Origin of the sequence: Nocardia sp. NPDC004604 (genome assembly GCF_040609795.1) — a bacterium.
Classification (GTDB): domain Bacteria; phylum Actinomycetota; class Actinomycetes; order Mycobacteriales; family Mycobacteriaceae; genus Nocardia.
In genome coordinates, this window is record NZ_JBEXLC010000054.1 from 38112 (window position 1) to 54051 (window position 15940).

Here is a 15940-nt window from a genome sequence, read left to right on the forward strand (position 1 = left end):
CTGGGTCGTTAGGCGATTTGAGCCGACTGTTTCGAGCGACCTGCAAGCAGTCGCTACGGCTACCGTTTCGAGCGACCTGCAAGCAGTCGCTACGACTGCCGTTTCGAGTGACCTGTGGGCGGTCGCTATGGCCGGAAGTGCGAATCGATGCGGGCGCAACGCGTCCGCACGCCGATCAGTCCAGATCCGCCGGTGCGGACAGGGTGCCGCGGACCGCCGTCGCGGCCGCTACGAGCGGGGAAACCAGGTGTGTACGGCCACCTTTGCCCTGTCGACCCTCGAAGTTGCGGTTCGATGTCGAAGCACAACGCTGACCGGGCGCGAGCTGATCGGGATTCATTCCCAAGCACATCGAGCAGCCCGCCTGACGCCATTCGGCGCCCGCGGCGGTGAAAATCTCGCCCAGTCCTTCTTTTTCCGCCTGTGCGCGCACCCGCATAGATCCCGGTACAACCAACATTCGCACACCGTCGGCGATGCGGCGTCCCTTCAAAATCCCGGCCACAGCGCGCAAATCCTCGATGCGCCCGTTGGTGCACGAACCGACGAATACCGTATCGACCGACACCTCTCGAAGCGGAGTTCCCGGCTCCAAGTCCATGTATCGCAGCGCTTTCTCCGCGGACTCCCGCGCCGTATCGTCGGCAATCTGCGCGGGATCGGGCACCGTCTCACCCAGTGGCGCACCCTGTCCCGGATTCGTGCCCCAGGTGACGAACGGGGTCAGCGCATCGGCGTCGATGTGCACCTCGGCGTCGAAAACCGCGCCCTCATCGGTCTGCAACGCCTCCCAGGCGGCCACTGCGGCGTCCCAGTCGGCTCCCTGCGGCGCGTGCGGGCGTCCTTTGAGGAATTCATAGGTGGTTTCGTCAGGGGCGATCATTCCGGCCCGCGCACCCGCTTCGATCGACATGTTGCAGATGGTCATTCGCGCCTCCATCGACATGGCGCGAATGGCCTCGCCGCGATACTCGAGCACATAGCCCTGACCGCCGCCCGTACCGATCTTGGCGATGACGGCCAGAATCAGGTCCTTACTCGTGACACCGGGCGACAATTGGCCGTCAACGGTGATCGCCATGGTCTTGAACGGACGCAGTGAGAGGGTCTGCGTGGCAAGGACATGTTCGACCTCGCTGGTGCCGATACCCATCGCCAGCGCGCCGAACGCACCGTGGGTCGAGGTGTGGCTGTCGCCGCAAACCACCGTCATACCCGGCTGCGTCAAACCGAGCTGCGGCCCGACGACGTGCACGATGCCCTGATCCAGATCCCCCATCGGATGCAGTCGCACACCGAATTCCGCGCAGTTGTGGCGCAGGGTCTCGACCTGGGTGCGCGAAATCGGGTCGGCGATCGGCTTATCGATATCGATGGTCGGGACGTTGTGATCCTCGGTCGCGATGGTGAGATCGGGACGGCGCACGGGGCGACCGGCGGCGCGGAGCCCGTCGAAGGCCTGCGGACTGGTCACCTCGTGCACGAGGTGCAAATCGATGTAGATCAAATCCGGCTCACGGGAGGCGCCTTCGCCCTCTCCGCGGGCTACGACGTGCTGCTCCCACACCTTTTCGGCCAATGTGCGGCGCTCGGCCATTCTCGATCACCTTTCCGACGAGCAACCGGTTCGCGCGATCTGGGCTGAGGCGCGGTTCCGGCTGCACAATTTGGCTATCCGGCGCGTCGGGAGCGAGCAGAGCGCTTAAGTGGCTTTCTCAACATCCGAGACGCTAATATCGTTCTATGAGACAGCATAGCGGTATCGGCGTCCTCGACAAAGCGGTGTCAGTGTTGTATGCCGTCGCGGAGCACCCCTGCGGTCTCAATGAGCTGTGCACCCGCACCGGACTGCCCCGCGCCACCGCCCATCGCCTGGCCGTAGGGCTCGAGGTACACCGGCTGCTGGCCCGCGACAACAACGGCCTGTGGCGGCCGGGCCCGGCCCTCGCCGAACTCGCCGCCGGTGCCACCGATCCACTGCACGAGGCCGCCTCGGCAATTCTCCCGCGCCTGCGCGAGATCACCGGCGAGAGCGTCCAGATCTACTGCCGCGACGGCAATGCTCGGGTATGCATCGCCGCCCTGGAACCACCGGTCGGACTGCGCGATACCGTGCCGATCGGCGCGCGACTGCCGCTCACCGCCGGATCGGCGGCCAAGGTGCTGCTGGCCTGGGCGGATCCGGAATTGCAGCGCACCATCCTGGCCGATGCGGTCTTCGGCGAGCGCGCGCTGGCCGAGGTACGCAAGCGCGGCTGGGCGCAGAGCGCCGCCGAGCGGGCCAGCGGTGTGGCCAGCGTCTCCGCACCCGTACGCGATGCCGCGGGTCATGTCATCGCGGCCGTTTCGGTATCGGGCCCGATCGATCGCATGGGCCGCAGACCCGGCGCACGCTGGGCGGCCGACCTGGTCGCCGCCGCGGACGCATTGCACAAGAGGCTGTAACACGTTCTAGTTCGAACATCTAAGGTTGGTGCGCATGGGAGTAAACCAACGGGCGCAGATCGTCATGTCCGATGCCGAGATCACCAAGTTCCTGCAGCGCAGCCGCATCGCGACGCTGGCAACCATCGGCCCGAACGGCACGCCGCATCTCATCGCGATGTGGTATGCCCTGCTCGATGGCGAGGTCGCACCCGATGGCTCGGTCCGCAAGCTGCCCGAGCTGTGGTTCGAAACGAAGGCGAAATCGCAGAAGGCCGTCAACCTGCGCCGCGACCCGCGCATCACCTGCATGGTCGAGGCGGGTCACACCTACGACCAGTTGCGCGGGGTCTCCATCGAAGGCCACGCCGAGATCATCGACGATCCGGAGCAGCTGTTCGCCGTCGGCGTGAGCGTCTGGGAGCGCTACACCGGCCCCTACAGCGAGGAAGTCCGCCCGCTGGTCGAACAGATGCTGCACAAGCGCGTCGCCATCCGGGTGGTCCCCGATCGCCTGCGCAGCTGGGACCATCGCAAACTCGGCCTGCCGGAGCTGCCCCTCGGCGGAACCACCGCGCAATCGCTGGACTGATCGCGGCACGCGGGCGATATCCGACTGACACACCGCGCCCCCGCACAGTAGCGTCAACTCTGTTCGACCCGAATCGGCAGCGCGACGACGCCCCTTGGCGCGGTGCGCGGTCGCGACGACGAGGAGCAGACGATGGCGGAAGCGGATAGTTCCAACGGCAGCGCGGGGTCCAGCGCCGAAGAGGTCAAGCGCAAATTCAAGGAAGCCCTGGAGCGCAAGAACCAGCACCACGCCAAGTCGACCGATCACATGGACGGACGATCCAAGGCAACCTCCTCCCACGGCAACGCCAGCCACAAACGCGAGTTCCGCCGCAAGAGCGGATAAAGCCCCACCACCCCACCAAAGGCCCTCCAGCCCCCCACCTGGAGGGCCTTTTGCATCTCCCCAACTTCCGGCACCCCACAGACAGCCACACCAAATACAGACCCCCCCAAACGACCCCACATCCCCACTTCAACCTCCCCCGCCCGGAACCCCTCCAACGACCAAGCCACCCACCCCGCCCTGTGCCCACCCCCCAACATGGATCGGCCGAGAATGCGCTGATGCAGGGGTGCTCTCGACGTTTACCTGCATGAGCGCATGGTGATCACTTGTCCAGGGGTTGCATACCCCTCCTCGTCGGTGGTGAGCCCGCGCGAGAGGTCGACGGTGCTGGAGACGCGGGGCACAGCTGGGAACCCAGGCCCAGGAACAATGCATCGGCGAGCCACCAGTCCGGGACCTGTGTGACCACCAACGGTCCGGCACCCTGCGACCAAGAACCACCAACCCAGCACCCTGCGACCATCAATCCAGGACCCCGAGATCGAGAACCACCAGCCTGGGCCCCTCGATCAAGAACCACCAGCCCGGCACCCACACAGCCGAAACACGAGTCCAGTCCCCTACGAAACCCCCACAAGACCGGCACCAACACACCGACAACCCCGTCGCGGGAGCCACCTAGCCGACCCCAGGAGCCCGCGATCCCGGTCCGGGGGCGAAGCCCTCCGGGTAGGGGCGTGGGGGTTCCACCCCCACAAAACAATGCGAAAACGAGCAAGGCCCATGCTCTCCATGAGCATGGGCCTTGCACTTGTTGTAGCCCCGACGGGATTCGAACCCGCGCTACCGCCTTGAGAGGGCGGCGTCCTAGGCCGCTAGACGACGGGGCCAGGACTCGACCTCCCACATTTCTGTGGGCGATCTTTCCGTTTCGATCTTTCGATCAGTGGAAGCTCGGTTAGCTTAGCGGACCGAAGCTCGGCGACCAAATCGCCGGATGCTGAACAACTTTCGGCCGCGCACCGAGAGACGAACAACATTCTCCGCTGGGGTACCAGGACTCGAACCTAGAATGGCTGAACCAGAATCAGCTGTGTTGCCAATTACACCATACCCCAATGACCAGGACGTTCGACCTCGTGTCCGGCTGACCCGAGGCCCTGTTCCGAGCCGAGAAGAAGAGTACCAAACCGCATACGGTTAACTACAAATCGGCTGGTCAACGCCCTGTTTTTCGGTCAAGTCCGGGTTTTACGCGGGCGCGGTCCACGCCAGCGCCGAGCGCAGCCGAGCCAGGCTGGTTTCGCGGCCGAGCAACTCCAGGGACTCGTACAGCGGCGGGCTGATGTGCGAACCTGTCACCGCCACTCGCACTGGCGCGAACGCCTTGCGCGGCTTGAGCCCCAGATCATCGATGAGCGTGGTTTTGAGCACATCCTCGATAGCGGAGGTGGTCCAGGCCGGCAACGGCTCCAGCGCGGCAATGGCGGCGTCCAATATCGGCGTGGCATCGGGGCCGAGGTTCTTCGCCCCCGCCGCCGGATCAATCGCGAACTCTTCCGCGGGCGCGAACAAGAAACGCAGCAGATCCCACGCATCGGACAACACCACGATCCGGGTCTGCACGAGTTCGGCGGCCGCGGCGAACAACTTGTCGTCGATGTCGGCGCCGATGTGACCGTGTTCGGTCAGGAACTCACGTAAGCGGTGCGTGAAATCCCCCGGCTCCAGCAATCGGATGTGTTCGGCGTTGAGCGAGTCTGCCTTCTTCTGATCGAAACGTGCCGGATTCGAATTTACTTTCGAGATATCGAAGGCCGCCACCATCTCCGCCATCGAGAAAACATCGCGATCATCCGCGATGCCCCAGCCGAGTAACGCCAGGTAATTCAGCAAACCCTCCGGGATGAATCCCCGATCCCGATGGACGAACAGATTCGACTCCGGATCGCGCTTGGACAACTTCTTGTTGCCCTGCCCCATCACGAACGGTAGATGAGCGAACTCCGGAGTGAACTCTGCAACACCGATCCGCCGCATCGCCGCATAGAGCGCGATTTGCCGCGGAGTTGAGGAAAGGAGGTCTTCCCCGCGCAAAACATGGGTGATCTTCATCAATGCGTCGTCGACCGGGTTTACCAGCGTATAGAGCGGATCGCCATTACCGCGGGTGAGTGCGAAGTCGGGCACCGTACCCGCTTTGAAGGTGGTTTCGCCGCGCACCAGATCGTGCCAAGTGATGTCCTCATCGGGCATCCGCAACCGAATTACCGCCGGACGTCCGGCAGCGCGATAGGCCTCGATCGCCTCCGGGGTGAGATCGCGGTCATAGTTGTCGTAGCCGAGCTTCGGGTCCCGGCCCGCGGCGCGGTGGCGCTCCTCGACTTCTTCGGGCGTGGAGAAGGATTCGTAGGCCTCACCGGCCGCCAGCAACTTCTGCACGATCTCCATGTGCAGCTCGCGCCGCAGCGACTGCCGGTACGGCTCATAGGGTCCGCCGACCTCCGGACCCTCATCCCAGGTGAGGCCGAGCCAGCGCAGTGCGTCCAGGATCGCCCGGTAGGAGTCCTCGGAATCGCGTGCGGCATCGGTATCTTCGATGCGGAAGACGAACTTGCCGCCGGTGTGGCGGGCGTACGCCCAGTTGAACAGCGCCGTCCGGATCAGGCCGACATGTGGCGTCCCGGTCGGTGACGGGCAGAAGCGGACCCGTACTTCAGTCATGGCTCTCTTTCGACTAGCGCTTGGCGGCAACAGGATTGGTGAGGGTTCCGATGCCCTCGACGGTCACGGACACGTTCTGCCCGGACTGCAGCGGGCCGACACCCTCCGGGGTTCCGGTGAGGATCACATCACCGGGCAGCAGCGTCATTACCGTGGTCACCCACTCGATGAGCTTCGGAATATCGTGTAGCAGAAGCGAAGTGCGGCTGCGCTGGCGGACCTCGCCATCGACTTCGGTGACGATCTCCAGATCCGAAGGGTCCAGCGAGGTTTCGATCCACGGGCCGAGCGGGCAGAAGGTGTCGTAGCCCTTGGCCCTGGTCCACTGGCCGTCGTGCTTCTGCTGGTCACGGGCGGTCACATCGTTGGCGACGGTGTAGCCGAGCACTACATCGAGCGCACGGGCGGCGGGCACATCCTTGCACGGACGGCCGATGACGATCGCCAGCTCACCCTCGTAGTCGACCTGGGAAGAGCTGGGCGGCAAGATGATCGGCGCGTTCGGGCCGATGATCGAGGTGCTCGGCTTCATGAAGATCACCGGATCGGCGGGTGCGACACCACCCATTTCGGCCGCGTGCGCGGCGTAGTTCTTGCCGATGCAGACCACCTTGCTGGCCAGAATCGGCGCGAGCAGGCGCACATCGGCCAGCGGCCAACTCCGCCCGGTGAACGTCGGCGTACCGAACGGATGTTCCGCGATCTCTTTGGCGACGCTCTCGCTCCCCTCCCCTTCGATACTGACGAAAGCGACTCCATCGGGACTGGCGATTCGACCTAGACGCATGCCCGGCAGTCTATCGACCCCCGTCGACCTGCTCGAACGCGCTGTGTCCAATTGTCGCGCCGATGACCGCGGCGCGTTCGCGGCTGTCGGAGTCGCGCGGTCCGAGCCGTCGGGACTCGCGCTGTGACGCATGCGATTCGGACATCCCGAGTTCATGGCCGCGCCTTCGCGCAGACGCCGGCTGGGCCGCTAACCGTCTCGCTCCGCAGGCGTCGACACCGCGGCTCGGCTCGGCGTCGAAATTGTGAGGAGATAGACAACCCGACCCTCGAAATCAGGTTGCCCACCGGGTGTACGGTAAGGCTCAATGTTCATAAGCTGAGAACTCAGTCCCATATTTTGAGATTCCGAGGTGAGGTCGTTGGCTACTACCGTGACGCAGCCGCGCGAGGTCCGACGGTGGTCCATGCTCGGACTCGGCGTCTTCGCGCAGGCATCCAGTGCCGTGTTCATCCACGGGGTCCCATTTCTGCTGCCGGCGCTGACCGCGGACGGCATGCCGCTGGCGACCGCCGGATTACTGGTGGCCATGCCGACGGTCGGGCTGGTGTGCACGCTCATCGCGTGGGGCTATGTCGTCGACCGGATCGGCGAGCACAAGGTGTTGGTCGGCGGGCCCCTGCTGATGTTCGTCGCGGGCGCGGCGGCGGCAACGGCGTCGAATTACCTCGCGCTCGGCGCGCTGCTGTTCTTCGGCGGCGTCGGCGCGGCGAGCACCAATGGCGCCAGCGGGCGGGTGATCGTCGGCTGGTTCCCGCCACATCGACGCGGGCTGGCCATGGGAATCCGGCAGACCGCACAGCCTTTGGGTGTCGGCGTCGGCGCACTGGCCATTCCGGCGGTGGCGGCCGAACACGGTGTCTCGGTGGCCATTCTGGTGCCCGCCGTCATGGCGGGCGCGGCCGCGCTGGGCTGTTCGGTCGGTATCGTCGATCCACCACGCCCCACGGGTGCGGCCGCGGACCGGGCCAACCCCTATCGCGGCGATTCCACCCTGTGGCGCATACACGCGGTGTCAGTGCTGCTATGCGTTCCACAAGGCACCGTCTGGACTTTCGCATTGTTGTGGTTGCATCGTGACGTCGGCTGGTCGCTGCCGGCGGCGGGCGCCCTGGTTACCTTCACCCAAATCCTCGGCGCCCTAGGGCGAATCGGCGCGGGCGCGTGGTCGGATCGCGTCGGCAGCCGACTGGGACCGCTGCGCACCGTCGCCATCGCCGCCGCAATCACCATGGCCGCCTTGGCTTCGGCCGCATGGACACATGCCTGGTGGGCCGCGATCCCGCTGCTGATCGCTGCATCGGTCATCACCGTGTCAGATAACGGCTTGGCCTTCACCGCGGTCGCCGAAATCGCCGGACCCTACTGGAGCGGACGCGGACTCGGCATCCAGAACACTGGCCAGAACCTCGCAATAGCCACCATCCCACCGGCTTTCGGCGCACTCATCACCGCCAGCGGCTTTCCCGCCGCGTACCTACTGGCTGCCGTGCTGGCGACGGCGGCCGTGCCGCTGGTTCCCGCCGATCGACGATCCGAATAACGGCCCCTTACGAATTCGCGCCCGCCCCGGTCTGCTAGGGCGGGCGCGATCCAGGTGTGCCGACCACATGCGACGGTCCGCCGATGCGACGCGAGCCTCGCGCTTTCCGAATCGTGCAGCACCGAGAATCGACAGTGACCCGACAGACGTCGTCGCATCGATCTCCGCGCCCCGCTGGAACCCAACGCAGGTTCCCCAGCATTCGCGGCGCATCGAACCAACCGGATCCGCCCCTCTGATCGCATGGCTATGTAAATCCAGCCTTGACAAGCCCTCGATGTCAAGCCAAGCTTTACATATGCCTGATGAACACCAACACATAGACCCACAGGACGAGCGGGCAATACTCGGAGAGTTGTTGTCCGCCAATGCGGAACTGGTCGTGGGCGTGCTGCGTCCAGAGGAGGGGCGGCCCAGCGTGCCGGTGCTGGCCGCGCTCACCGCGACCCGAAACTTGAGCCGCCTCGTCGACGACATCCTGCACACCCTGGCCCGGCAGGCCCGCGATGAAGGCCACACCTGGGCCGAAATCGGCGATCTGCTCGGCACTTCACGCCAAGCGGCCTTCCAACGCTTCAGCGGCCCGATGCCCCCCATGGGACCGTTCCCGCCACCCCCGGCGCCACCCGGATTCCCAACGCCGCCCGGCATTCCCATGCCCCCAACCCCGCCAACACCACCCGGATTCCCAACCCCACCGGGTCTGCTCACCCCACCCACCATGCCGATACCGCCCAGCATGCCGAAGCCGCCCATCCCGCCAGCTCCGCCCACCCTCTAGTTCCGATCAACGAATCCCCCACCACCGCAGGGATTCACCACCAGCACCTCGTTCCACCGACACGGCAGGGTCACCAGCCGCTGCGCCCGACGACACCGTCGCGAGACCGTCATGACCGAGCAATTCCCGCCCACCGCCGAGCAACTGGCAGAACTGGCCGGGCGCGGATCGGCCATTGCCGAATCGGTCAGTGCGGCAGCCACTCTCATCGAATGGCAGCATCTGGCCGTCGCCGGTGAAGTGTTCGATGTCATTGGGCCGATCGCCGGGCCGGTGGCGCGTATGCACGATGTCATCGCCGGTGCCGCTATGAGTCGATTCGCGGTATCGCCGCGGCGGTCGGTGGCGCGCTGGCCGAGTGCGATTGATCAGATCTCGATCAGGACAGCCGGGTCGAAACTCACCCGGAACGGTGGATCCGCCTGGATCTGCGCAGTGCACACCGTTCCCGCCGCCACTACTGGACTAGCGCGAAAGACGCCGTCCGCGAGCAGCATTCGGTGGATCCGGACCTCCGGATGATGTTCGACGATCCAGTATTGCGCAATTTCGATGGCCGCGTATTCGCGGACCTTCCTGACCCGATCGGTGCGCTCGGTACCGTTACCCGGTGCGACGACCTCCACAGCGAGCAGCACTTCCCTGCCCAGGATGCCCCTGGGGGTTTCGGCGACAATCGCCGCTCGCGCAGTATCTCTCGGGATCACCACGATATCTGGCTTGCGCACACCACTCGGGGTGCCAACTTCCCAACCGCCGCCTATACATATATGCACAGCCGCCCCGACCGCCGCGGCATCGATGAGCCGCCCGAGCCGCTGCACCACGAAGTTGTGTCGGGCACCGGTGGCGACCGCGATCAACCATCCGTCCTCGAGTTCGAACCCTCTACCGCCGTCGGGTAGGTCGTGCAGATCAACTTCGGTATAAGGTCCGAATCCCCGCCCACGCAGCACCCGACGCTCACTCATCGGACCGCCCGGTGGCCGGAGACGGGTCGCGTCGACACGTCGATGCGGAGGCCATTCATCGATGGTTCGCGCTCGCGGAGCCGAATTCAAGTATGTGCCAGGCCTCCTCGCGGTTCGCGAATGCGCAAAGCCCGCACCCGAAACCGTCGAGTGCGGGCCTTGCGGGAAGTATCAGACCGCCGCGGCGATCCGATCCCCGACCTCGACGGTCGAGGCCGCACCACTGCGCGACGCGAGATCCTTGGCAACCGCGGCTTCGATCCGGGCGGCCGCCTCGGTATTGCCGAGGTGGTTGAGCAGCAGCGAAACCGACAGGATCGCGGCGGTCGGATCGGCCTTGGACTGACCCGCAATATCGGGAGCACTGCCGTGCACCGGCTCGAACATGCTCGGGTTGGCGCCGGACGCATCGATATTGCCGCTGGCCGCCAGGCCGATACCACCGCTGACCGCCGCCGCGAGGTCGGTGATGATGTCGCCGAAGAGGTTATCGGTGACGATCACGTCGAAGCGGCCCGGATCGTTGACCATATGGATGGTGGCGGCGTCGATGTGCTGGTAGGCGGTCTGCACCTCCGGGAATTCGACCGCGACCTCGTTCACCGTGCGCTGCCACAGCGAACCGGCGAAGGTCAGCACATTGTTCTTGTGCACCAGCGTCAGGTGCTTGCGGCGTGCCTGCGCCTTGGCGAAGGCGTAGCGCACCACGCGCTCGATGCCGAAGCGGGTATTGGTGCTGACCTCGGTGGCGACCTCGTGCGGCGTCTCCACCCGGATGGCGCCGCCGGTACCGGTGTAGGGCCCCTCGGTGCCCTCGCGCACGACAACGAAGTCGATATCCGGATTGCCAGCCAGCGGACTGGTCACGCCCGGGTACAGCTTCGACGGCCGCAGGTTCACGTGATGGTCCAGCGCGAAGCGGGTGCGCAGCAGCAGTCCGCGCTCGAGCACACCGCTGGGCACCGACGGATCGCCGATCGCGCCGAGCAGGATCGCGTCATGCTGCTTCAGTTCGGGCAGCACCGAATCCGGCAGGATCTCCCCGGTCGCATGGTAGCGACGGGCACCCAGGTCGTATTCGGTCTTCTCGACACCCGGCTGCACCACATCGAGCACCTTGAGTGCCTCCGCGATGACCTCGGGACCGATCCCATCACCGGCGATAACAGCAAGCTTCATAACAAAATGCTCCGTTCAGTATTGCCGACCGCCACCGTACTTCGCACCGCACCGCACGCCGTTCTCGGGCACGCAGCGCACGTTTCGTACGTCGCCCGGCACTCGCGGGCACGGTGTGACAGGTCGTGCCCGGCACATGTGACGGCGCCGCGCACGGGTCGATGTGCGCGACGCCGGCGGTGGTCAGAACAGGTCGACCAGGACGATCTTGGCGGCGCCGACGGATTCCGCGATCGCGGCCTGGACGTCGGCGGGGACTTCGCGGGCCACCCGCAGAACCACGGTCGCGCCTTCTTTGTCGACATCCTGGCTCAGCTGTGCGGCGAGGATATCGATCTCGGCCTCACCGAGCTTGGTGCCGATCTTGCCCAGCGCGCCCGGCCGGTCGTCGTAGTTCAGCACGGCCAGGTTCAGGCCCTCGGCGCGCATATCGTAGTTGCGGCCGTTGATGTTGACGATCTTCTGCACCAGCTGCGGCTCGGTCAACGTGCCGGCCACATTCAGGGTGCGGCCGTCGCCGAAGACCGCGCGCAGGTCGACGACGCTGCGATGGCTCGGGCTCTCCGAAATCTTGGTGACCTGGGCGCTAATGCCACGGTCCTTGGCCAGCGCGGGGGCGTTGACGAAGGTGACCTGGTCCTCGACCAGCGCGGAGAAGATGCCGCGCAGCGCCGACAGCTCCAGCACCGCGACATCCTGCGCGGCCAGTTCGCCGCGCACCTGCACCTCGACACTGACCGGGAGCTCGTTGGACACCGCGCCGAGCAGGTGACCCTGCTTGCGCACGATCTCCAGCCACGGTGCGACCTCGTCGCTGACGGTGCCACCGGTGACATTCACCGCGCCCGGCACGAATTCACCGGCCAGGGCCAGCAATACGGACTTGGCGACATCGGTGCCCGCGCGGTCCTGCGCCTCGGCGGTGGATGCACCCAGGTGCGGGGTCACGACGACCTGCGGCAGATCGAACAGCGGGCTGTCGGTGCACGGCTCGGTGTCGAACACGTCCAGGCCCGCGGCGCGCACGTGACCCGACTTGATGGCGTCGGCGAGCGCCTGCTCGTCGACCAGCCCACCGCGCGCGGCATTGACGATGATGACGCCGGGCTTGGTCTTGGCGATGGCTTCCTTGCCGATGATGCCCTTGGTCTCAGGGGTCTTCGGCAGGTGCACCGAGATCAGGTCGGCACGCTCGAGCAGTTCGTCCAGGCTGAGCAGTTCGATGCCGAGCTGGGCGGCGCGGGCCGGGGAGACGTAGGGGTCGTAGGCGATCACCTTGGTCTCGAACGCGGCCAGGCGCGCGGCGAACAGCTGGCCGATACGACCGAGGCCGACCACACCGACGGTCTTGTCGAAGATCTCGACACCGTTGAACTTGCTGCGCGCCCAGGTGCGCTCGCGCAGCGTGGCATCGGCGGCCGGGATCTGGCGGGCCGCGGCCAGCAGCAGCGTGACGGCGTGCTCGGCGGCGGTGTGGATGTTCGAGGTGGGCGCGTTGACGACCATGACGCCGCGCTCGGTGGCCGCGGGCACATCGACATTGTCGAGGCCGACGCCGGCACGGGCGACGATCTTCAGGTTCTTCCCGGCCTCGAGCACCTCGGCGTCGACGGTGGTCGCGGAGCGGACCAGCAGCGCGTCCGCCTCGGGCACCGCGGCGAGGAGTGCCGGGCGGTCGGGGCCATCGACCCAGCGAACCTCGACACCGTCACCAAGCGCGTCGACGGTCGACTGGGCGAGCTTGTCGGCGATCAGAACAACAGGACGGCCTGCTTGGCTCACTGTGGGTTACTCCTGGGAGGAAGAGGGGTAGGCATTTACCGCCGACCAGCTTAGTGGGCGCGAAATGGCAGCGCCCTACCCCCTGGTAGGCGGCCGCCGTCAGTGCCGTCGCCGGATCCGGCAAAGGCGAGGCCCCGCACCATCAGGTGCGGGGCCTCGACTCGTCTCGCGCCGAATCGAACGGCACGGATACGGCCGAAATCAATCGGCCGCAACAGCGCTATCAGCCGCCGAACGAACCCGTCCACAGGGTGTTGAGAATACCGTGCAGAGCAGCGCTACCGGTGGAAAGCAGGCCGTTCAGGGCAGCAGAACCGGTGTCGATGATAACGGGGATCATGAAATTTCCTCTTCGTCGAAAACAAATCCAGTCGAACTGGCTGACACATGGCACATCGGGGCTTACGCAAATCCGGTTACGGATTTCGGCCAGATAGTGACGCAGACTACATACTGCTTTTCAATGTGATCTGGACAACCGTCCATCATGGTCTTGAACAGGCAAGATTCAGCCAATCGCAGGTCAGACATCCTTTTTCGAGCCATAATTAGCTCCGCAAAAGATGATCTCTGAGAGCTCTCTAAGAGAATGTTTCGAACCGCCTGAGACCTATCCGAGATAGGTCTGACTAATCGGCGGGAATCCGGCAAATCTCGGACAAATCCAACGGTGCTGCCATCGAGTTGCGTGGCCGTGCTATTAGTCGGCGCGATACATCAGATATGGGCGCCCCAAAATCAGCGCGACAGCAAGCGTCGCGCTACCGAAATACACCGGCAGCAGATGGATGAACGCGGTGTAGTGGATGAAGAAGTGGATCACCAGCGCACTGGCCGACCCGGCAACGGTCGCACCGAGCAACGTCCACCACACCCATGCCTCGCCCTGCCGCCAGCCCCACCGACCGAGCAGCACGATCGCCACCGTCGTCGTCATCAGCGCGCCGCCGAATCCGGCACGGTCATGGGCGATGAACGGCAGTAGGTGTGCGTTGGCGGACTTCGGCGTGGCGGCATCGGTGTGCATGAACTGCAGATCGGTCGGCACGAAGACGAAGGTGAGTCCTATCGTCAAGATGACGACGCCGCCGATGAATACGCCCACCCCCGTGGCGATCATCACCAGCTGACCGACCAGCGCACGTCGACGCACTTGTTCCGGACACTGCGGCGGCTGGTTACCGCGACCACCGAGCCGACCGAGCTCAAATCATGCACCCGCGAAATGTGCAGCGGCACAACGCCTGTGCCGCTCGCCGAGTTCATCGCGGACGAATTCGACCGCGCGACAGCCGCTTTCCCGAAGACGGCGGATCGGGATCCGGAGCCCGCGAGATCACCGCCGACTTCTTCCGCAGGGAAGTCCTCGCTACCGGAGATGAGCTGTAGCGCTCAGAATTCGGCCGCGCCGTCGACAGGCCCTGCGGCCGGATCTGGTGCGCAAGCCGCAGCGCGATATCACCCCTCGGCGACCGCGTCGGCATAGGCGCGCGCCAACCGCTCGGTCGCGGTCGGGGCATCCGGATCGGGGCGGGGCACCCCGAGGTGCGATTCGCGCAGCTCATCCATGAACTCGGCCCACAGCTGCGGCCCGCCCTCCTCCAGCAGTTCCGCGCGTACACGCAGGCGCTTGGTCGTCGGTCGATGCCGCAACCCCCATGCGCCCAGCTGCGCCATGATCGGCACCAACTGAATCGCGGGCTCGGTCAGCCGGTACTCGGCCTTCTGCCCGGGACGGGAGTCCTCGCGGCTGAGCAGTCCGGCCGCGACCAGGCGCTTGAGCCGGTCGGACAGGATATTGGATGCGATGCCCTCCTCCGATCCAGCGAGCAGTTCGCGGAAGTGGCGGCGGTTGCCGAACATCACGTCGCGCAGCACCAGCAGCGTCCACCGATCGCCGATCACCTCGATAGTCGCGTTGATCGGGCAGCCCGAACGTCCCTGATCGCGCATCTGATGCTCCCTCGGTCGAAATCGCCGCTTGCATTCTACAACCAGCTGCATCTTCTCCATGCACATCTGATTGCAAAATGCAATCAGATCAGGAATATGGGGGTGAGGGACAGTCGCCCGAGATCCGACGCTAAGGAGTTCCGGCGGCGGCCCGTCGAACCGACAGAACGTGTCCGGGCATACATCGGTTCGCAGCCTCGCGAAGTACGCGCGGGTGTCCGATGAAGGTCTCCTGAACTTCCAGGCCGACACCGATCCCGCCGCGTGTCGTCATGGCCAGTGGTCAGGCGAATAGTCTGTGGCCGGGCAGGAACATGATGAGTATTGAGACATCTATCCCGTTGCACGGCGCGGCATTCTTATGCCCTGTGCTCATGGAGTTGACCCACTGCCGACGCTGTGACCTGGGGTGGGCCGTCCTCGATGGCAGAACGAGCGGGTGACTTCACCGGTGCAGGTGGTCCGTTCGACTTTCCCGTTGTGCGAATCGGCATTTTATGTCCTCTCCGGCGGGCCAATAGCGTCGGATTCATGGATTGGAATTTTCAGTCGGCGGAAGAACTCGCGGCCGCCTTGCATGCTGGTGAAGTGACATCGGTGGAACTGACCGATGAGGCGATCGCCCGTATCGAGCGGGACGACAAGGCGATCAACGCGATCTGTGTACCGGACTTCGACCGCGCGCGGGCCGCCGCGCGCCGCGCCGACCAGGCGCGCGCCCGCGGCGAGGATCGGCCGCTGCTCGGCATTCCGGTGACGGTCAAGGAGTCCTACAACATCGCCGGGCTGCCCACGACCTGGGGCATGCCGCAGCACGCGAACTACGTACCGGCCGAGGACGCGGTACAGGTGTCGCGGTTGAAGGCGGCCGGCGCGGTGGTGCTCGGGAACGTAAACCAATTATTGCTGATGGAGGTATTAGAACACATGGTGA

The 15940-nt window shown here is 65.2% G+C and carries 15 protein-coding genes and 2 tRNA genes; 6 read left to right on the forward strand and 11 right to left on the reverse strand.

The features are described from left to right. Positions 1–175: 175 nt before the first annotated feature. Complete coding sequence (gene leuC, locus ABZW16_RS20610) at positions 176–1597, reverse strand: 3-isopropylmalate dehydratase large subunit (RefSeq protein ID WP_354957542.1); 1422 nt, start codon at positions 1595–1597, stop codon at positions 176–178. A gap of 146 nt (positions 1598–1743) precedes the next feature. Between leuC and ABZW16_RS20615 the strand changes: the two genes are divergently transcribed. From ABZW16_RS20615 to ABZW16_RS20625, 3 genes are all read left to right on the forward strand, one after another. Then, positions 1744–2445 (forward strand): IclR family transcriptional regulator, encoded by a 702-nt coding sequence (locus ABZW16_RS20615; RefSeq protein ID WP_354957543.1) that lies wholly within the window; start codon positions 1744–1746, stop codon positions 2443–2445. Between the two features lie 34 nt (positions 2446–2479). Then, on the forward strand, positions 2480–3016 hold the full coding sequence (locus tag ABZW16_RS20620; RefSeq protein ID WP_354957544.1) for a PPOX class F420-dependent oxidoreductase: 537 nt from the start codon (positions 2480–2482) through the stop codon (positions 3014–3016). Positions 3017–3148: 132 nt separating this feature from the next. Beyond that, complete coding sequence (locus ABZW16_RS20625; protein ID WP_354957545.1) at positions 3149–3343, forward strand: DUF5302 domain-containing protein; 195 nt, start codon at positions 3149–3151, stop codon at positions 3341–3343. A 760-nt stretch (positions 3344–4103) separates the two neighbouring features. Here the strand turns inward: ABZW16_RS20625 and ABZW16_RS20630 are convergent. The 4 genes from ABZW16_RS20630 to ABZW16_RS20645 all read right to left on the reverse strand — a co-directional run bounded on the left by ABZW16_RS20630 (position 4104) and on the right by ABZW16_RS20645 (position 6797). Further along, positions 4104–4176, reverse strand: a tRNA-Glu gene (locus tag ABZW16_RS20630). Positions 4177–4332: 156 nt separating this feature from the next. After that, a tRNA-Gln gene (locus tag ABZW16_RS20635) sits at positions 4333–4404 on the reverse strand. Between the two features lie 133 nt (positions 4405–4537). Next, positions 4538–6010, reverse strand: coding sequence for a glutamate--tRNA ligase (gene gltX, locus ABZW16_RS20640; protein ID WP_354957546.1), 1473 nt, complete (start codon positions 6008–6010; stop codon positions 4538–4540). A 13-nt stretch (positions 6011–6023) separates the two neighbouring features. Continuing rightward, complete coding sequence (locus ABZW16_RS20645) at positions 6024–6797, reverse strand: fumarylacetoacetate hydrolase family protein (protein ID WP_354957547.1); 774 nt, start codon at positions 6795–6797, stop codon at positions 6024–6026. A gap of 406 nt (positions 6798–7203) precedes the next feature. Between ABZW16_RS20645 and ABZW16_RS20650 the strand changes: the two genes are divergently transcribed. Together ABZW16_RS20650 and ABZW16_RS20655 are read left to right on the forward strand one after the other, a co-directional pair. Then, the gene (locus tag ABZW16_RS20650) at positions 7204–8340 is read left to right on the forward strand and encodes an MFS transporter (protein WP_354957559.1); all 1137 of its coding nucleotides are present in this window, start codon (positions 7204–7206) and stop codon (positions 8338–8340) included. Between the two features lie 298 nt (positions 8341–8638). Continuing rightward, positions 8639–9121: a hypothetical protein gene (locus tag ABZW16_RS20655; RefSeq protein ID WP_354957548.1), complete on the forward strand. Its 483-nt coding sequence runs from the start codon at positions 8639–8641 to the stop codon at positions 9119–9121. A 6-nt stretch (positions 9122–9127) separates the two neighbouring features. On the opposite strand, the gene ABZW16_RS20660 is transcribed toward ABZW16_RS20655, so the two are convergent. The 6 genes from ABZW16_RS20660 to ABZW16_RS20685 all read right to left on the reverse strand — a co-directional run bounded on the left by ABZW16_RS20660 (position 9128) and on the right by ABZW16_RS20685 (position 15006). Continuing rightward, positions 9128–9409, reverse strand: coding sequence for a hypothetical protein (locus ABZW16_RS20660; protein WP_354957549.1), 282 nt, complete (start codon positions 9407–9409; stop codon positions 9128–9130). 80 nt (positions 9410–9489) lie between these two features. Then, on the reverse strand, positions 9490–10092 hold the full coding sequence (locus ABZW16_RS20665; protein ID WP_354957550.1) for a Uma2 family endonuclease: 603 nt from the start codon (positions 10090–10092) through the stop codon (positions 9490–9492). Positions 10093–10263: 171 nt separating this feature from the next. Then, on the reverse strand, positions 10264–11271 hold the full coding sequence (locus ABZW16_RS20670) for a 3-isopropylmalate dehydrogenase (protein ID WP_354957551.1): 1008 nt from the start codon (positions 11269–11271) through the stop codon (positions 10264–10266). Between the two features lie 183 nt (positions 11272–11454). Further along, positions 11455–13053, reverse strand: a complete 1599-nt coding sequence (gene serA, locus ABZW16_RS20675; protein ID WP_354957552.1) for a phosphoglycerate dehydrogenase — start codon at positions 13051–13053, stop codon at positions 11455–11457. 700 nt (positions 13054–13753) lie between these two features. Continuing rightward, positions 13754–14206, reverse strand: coding sequence for a hypothetical protein (locus ABZW16_RS20680; protein WP_354957553.1), 453 nt, complete (start codon positions 14204–14206; stop codon positions 13754–13756). A 305-nt stretch (positions 14207–14511) separates the two neighbouring features. Then, on the reverse strand, positions 14512–15006 hold the full coding sequence (locus ABZW16_RS20685) for a helix-turn-helix domain-containing protein (protein ID WP_354957554.1): 495 nt from the start codon (positions 15004–15006) through the stop codon (positions 14512–14514). 480 nt (positions 15007–15486) lie between these two features. Between ABZW16_RS20685 and ABZW16_RS20690 the strand changes: the two genes are divergently transcribed. Then, on the forward strand, positions 15487–15940 hold a 454-nt coding region (locus tag ABZW16_RS20690; protein WP_354957555.1), incomplete at its 3' end, for an amidase family protein.

Bases quoted from the DNA above. Each gene is read 5' to 3' on its own strand.
- gltX (WP_354957546.1), bottom strand. From the start codon at position 6,010: ATGACTGAAGTACGGGTCCGCTTCTGCCCGTCACCGACCGGGACGCCA.
- ABZW16_RS20670 (WP_354957551.1), bottom strand. From the start codon at position 11,271: ATGAAGCTTGCTGTTATCGCCGGTGATGGGATCGGTCCCGAGGTCATC.
- ABZW16_RS20645 (WP_354957547.1), bottom strand. From the start codon at position 6,797: ATGCGTCTAGGTCGAATCGCCAGTCCCGATGGAGTCGCTTTCGTCAGT.
- ABZW16_RS20685 (WP_354957554.1), bottom strand. From the start codon at position 15,006: ATGCGCGATCAGGGACGTTCGGGCTGCCCGATCAACGCGACTATCGAG.
- ABZW16_RS20650 (WP_354957559.1), top strand. From the start codon at position 7,204: ATGCTCGGACTCGGCGTCTTCGCGCAGGCATCCAGTGCCGTGTTCATC.
- ABZW16_RS20655 (WP_354957548.1), top strand. From the start codon at position 8,639: ATGCCTGATGAACACCAACACATAGACCCACAGGACGAGCGGGCAATA.
- ABZW16_RS20665 (WP_354957550.1), bottom strand. From the start codon at position 10,092: ATGAGTGAGCGTCGGGTGCTGCGTGGGCGGGGATTCGGACCTTATACC.
- ABZW16_RS20625 (WP_354957545.1), top strand. From the start codon at position 3,149: ATGGCGGAAGCGGATAGTTCCAACGGCAGCGCGGGGTCCAGCGCCGAA.
- leuC (WP_354957542.1), bottom strand. From the start codon at position 1,597: ATGGCCGAGCGCCGCACATTGGCCGAAAAGGTGTGGGAGCAGCACGTC.
- ABZW16_RS20615 (WP_354957543.1), top strand. From the start codon at position 1,744: ATGAGACAGCATAGCGGTATCGGCGTCCTCGACAAAGCGGTGTCAGTG.
- ABZW16_RS20620 (WP_354957544.1), top strand. From the start codon at position 2,480: ATGGGAGTAAACCAACGGGCGCAGATCGTCATGTCCGATGCCGAGATC.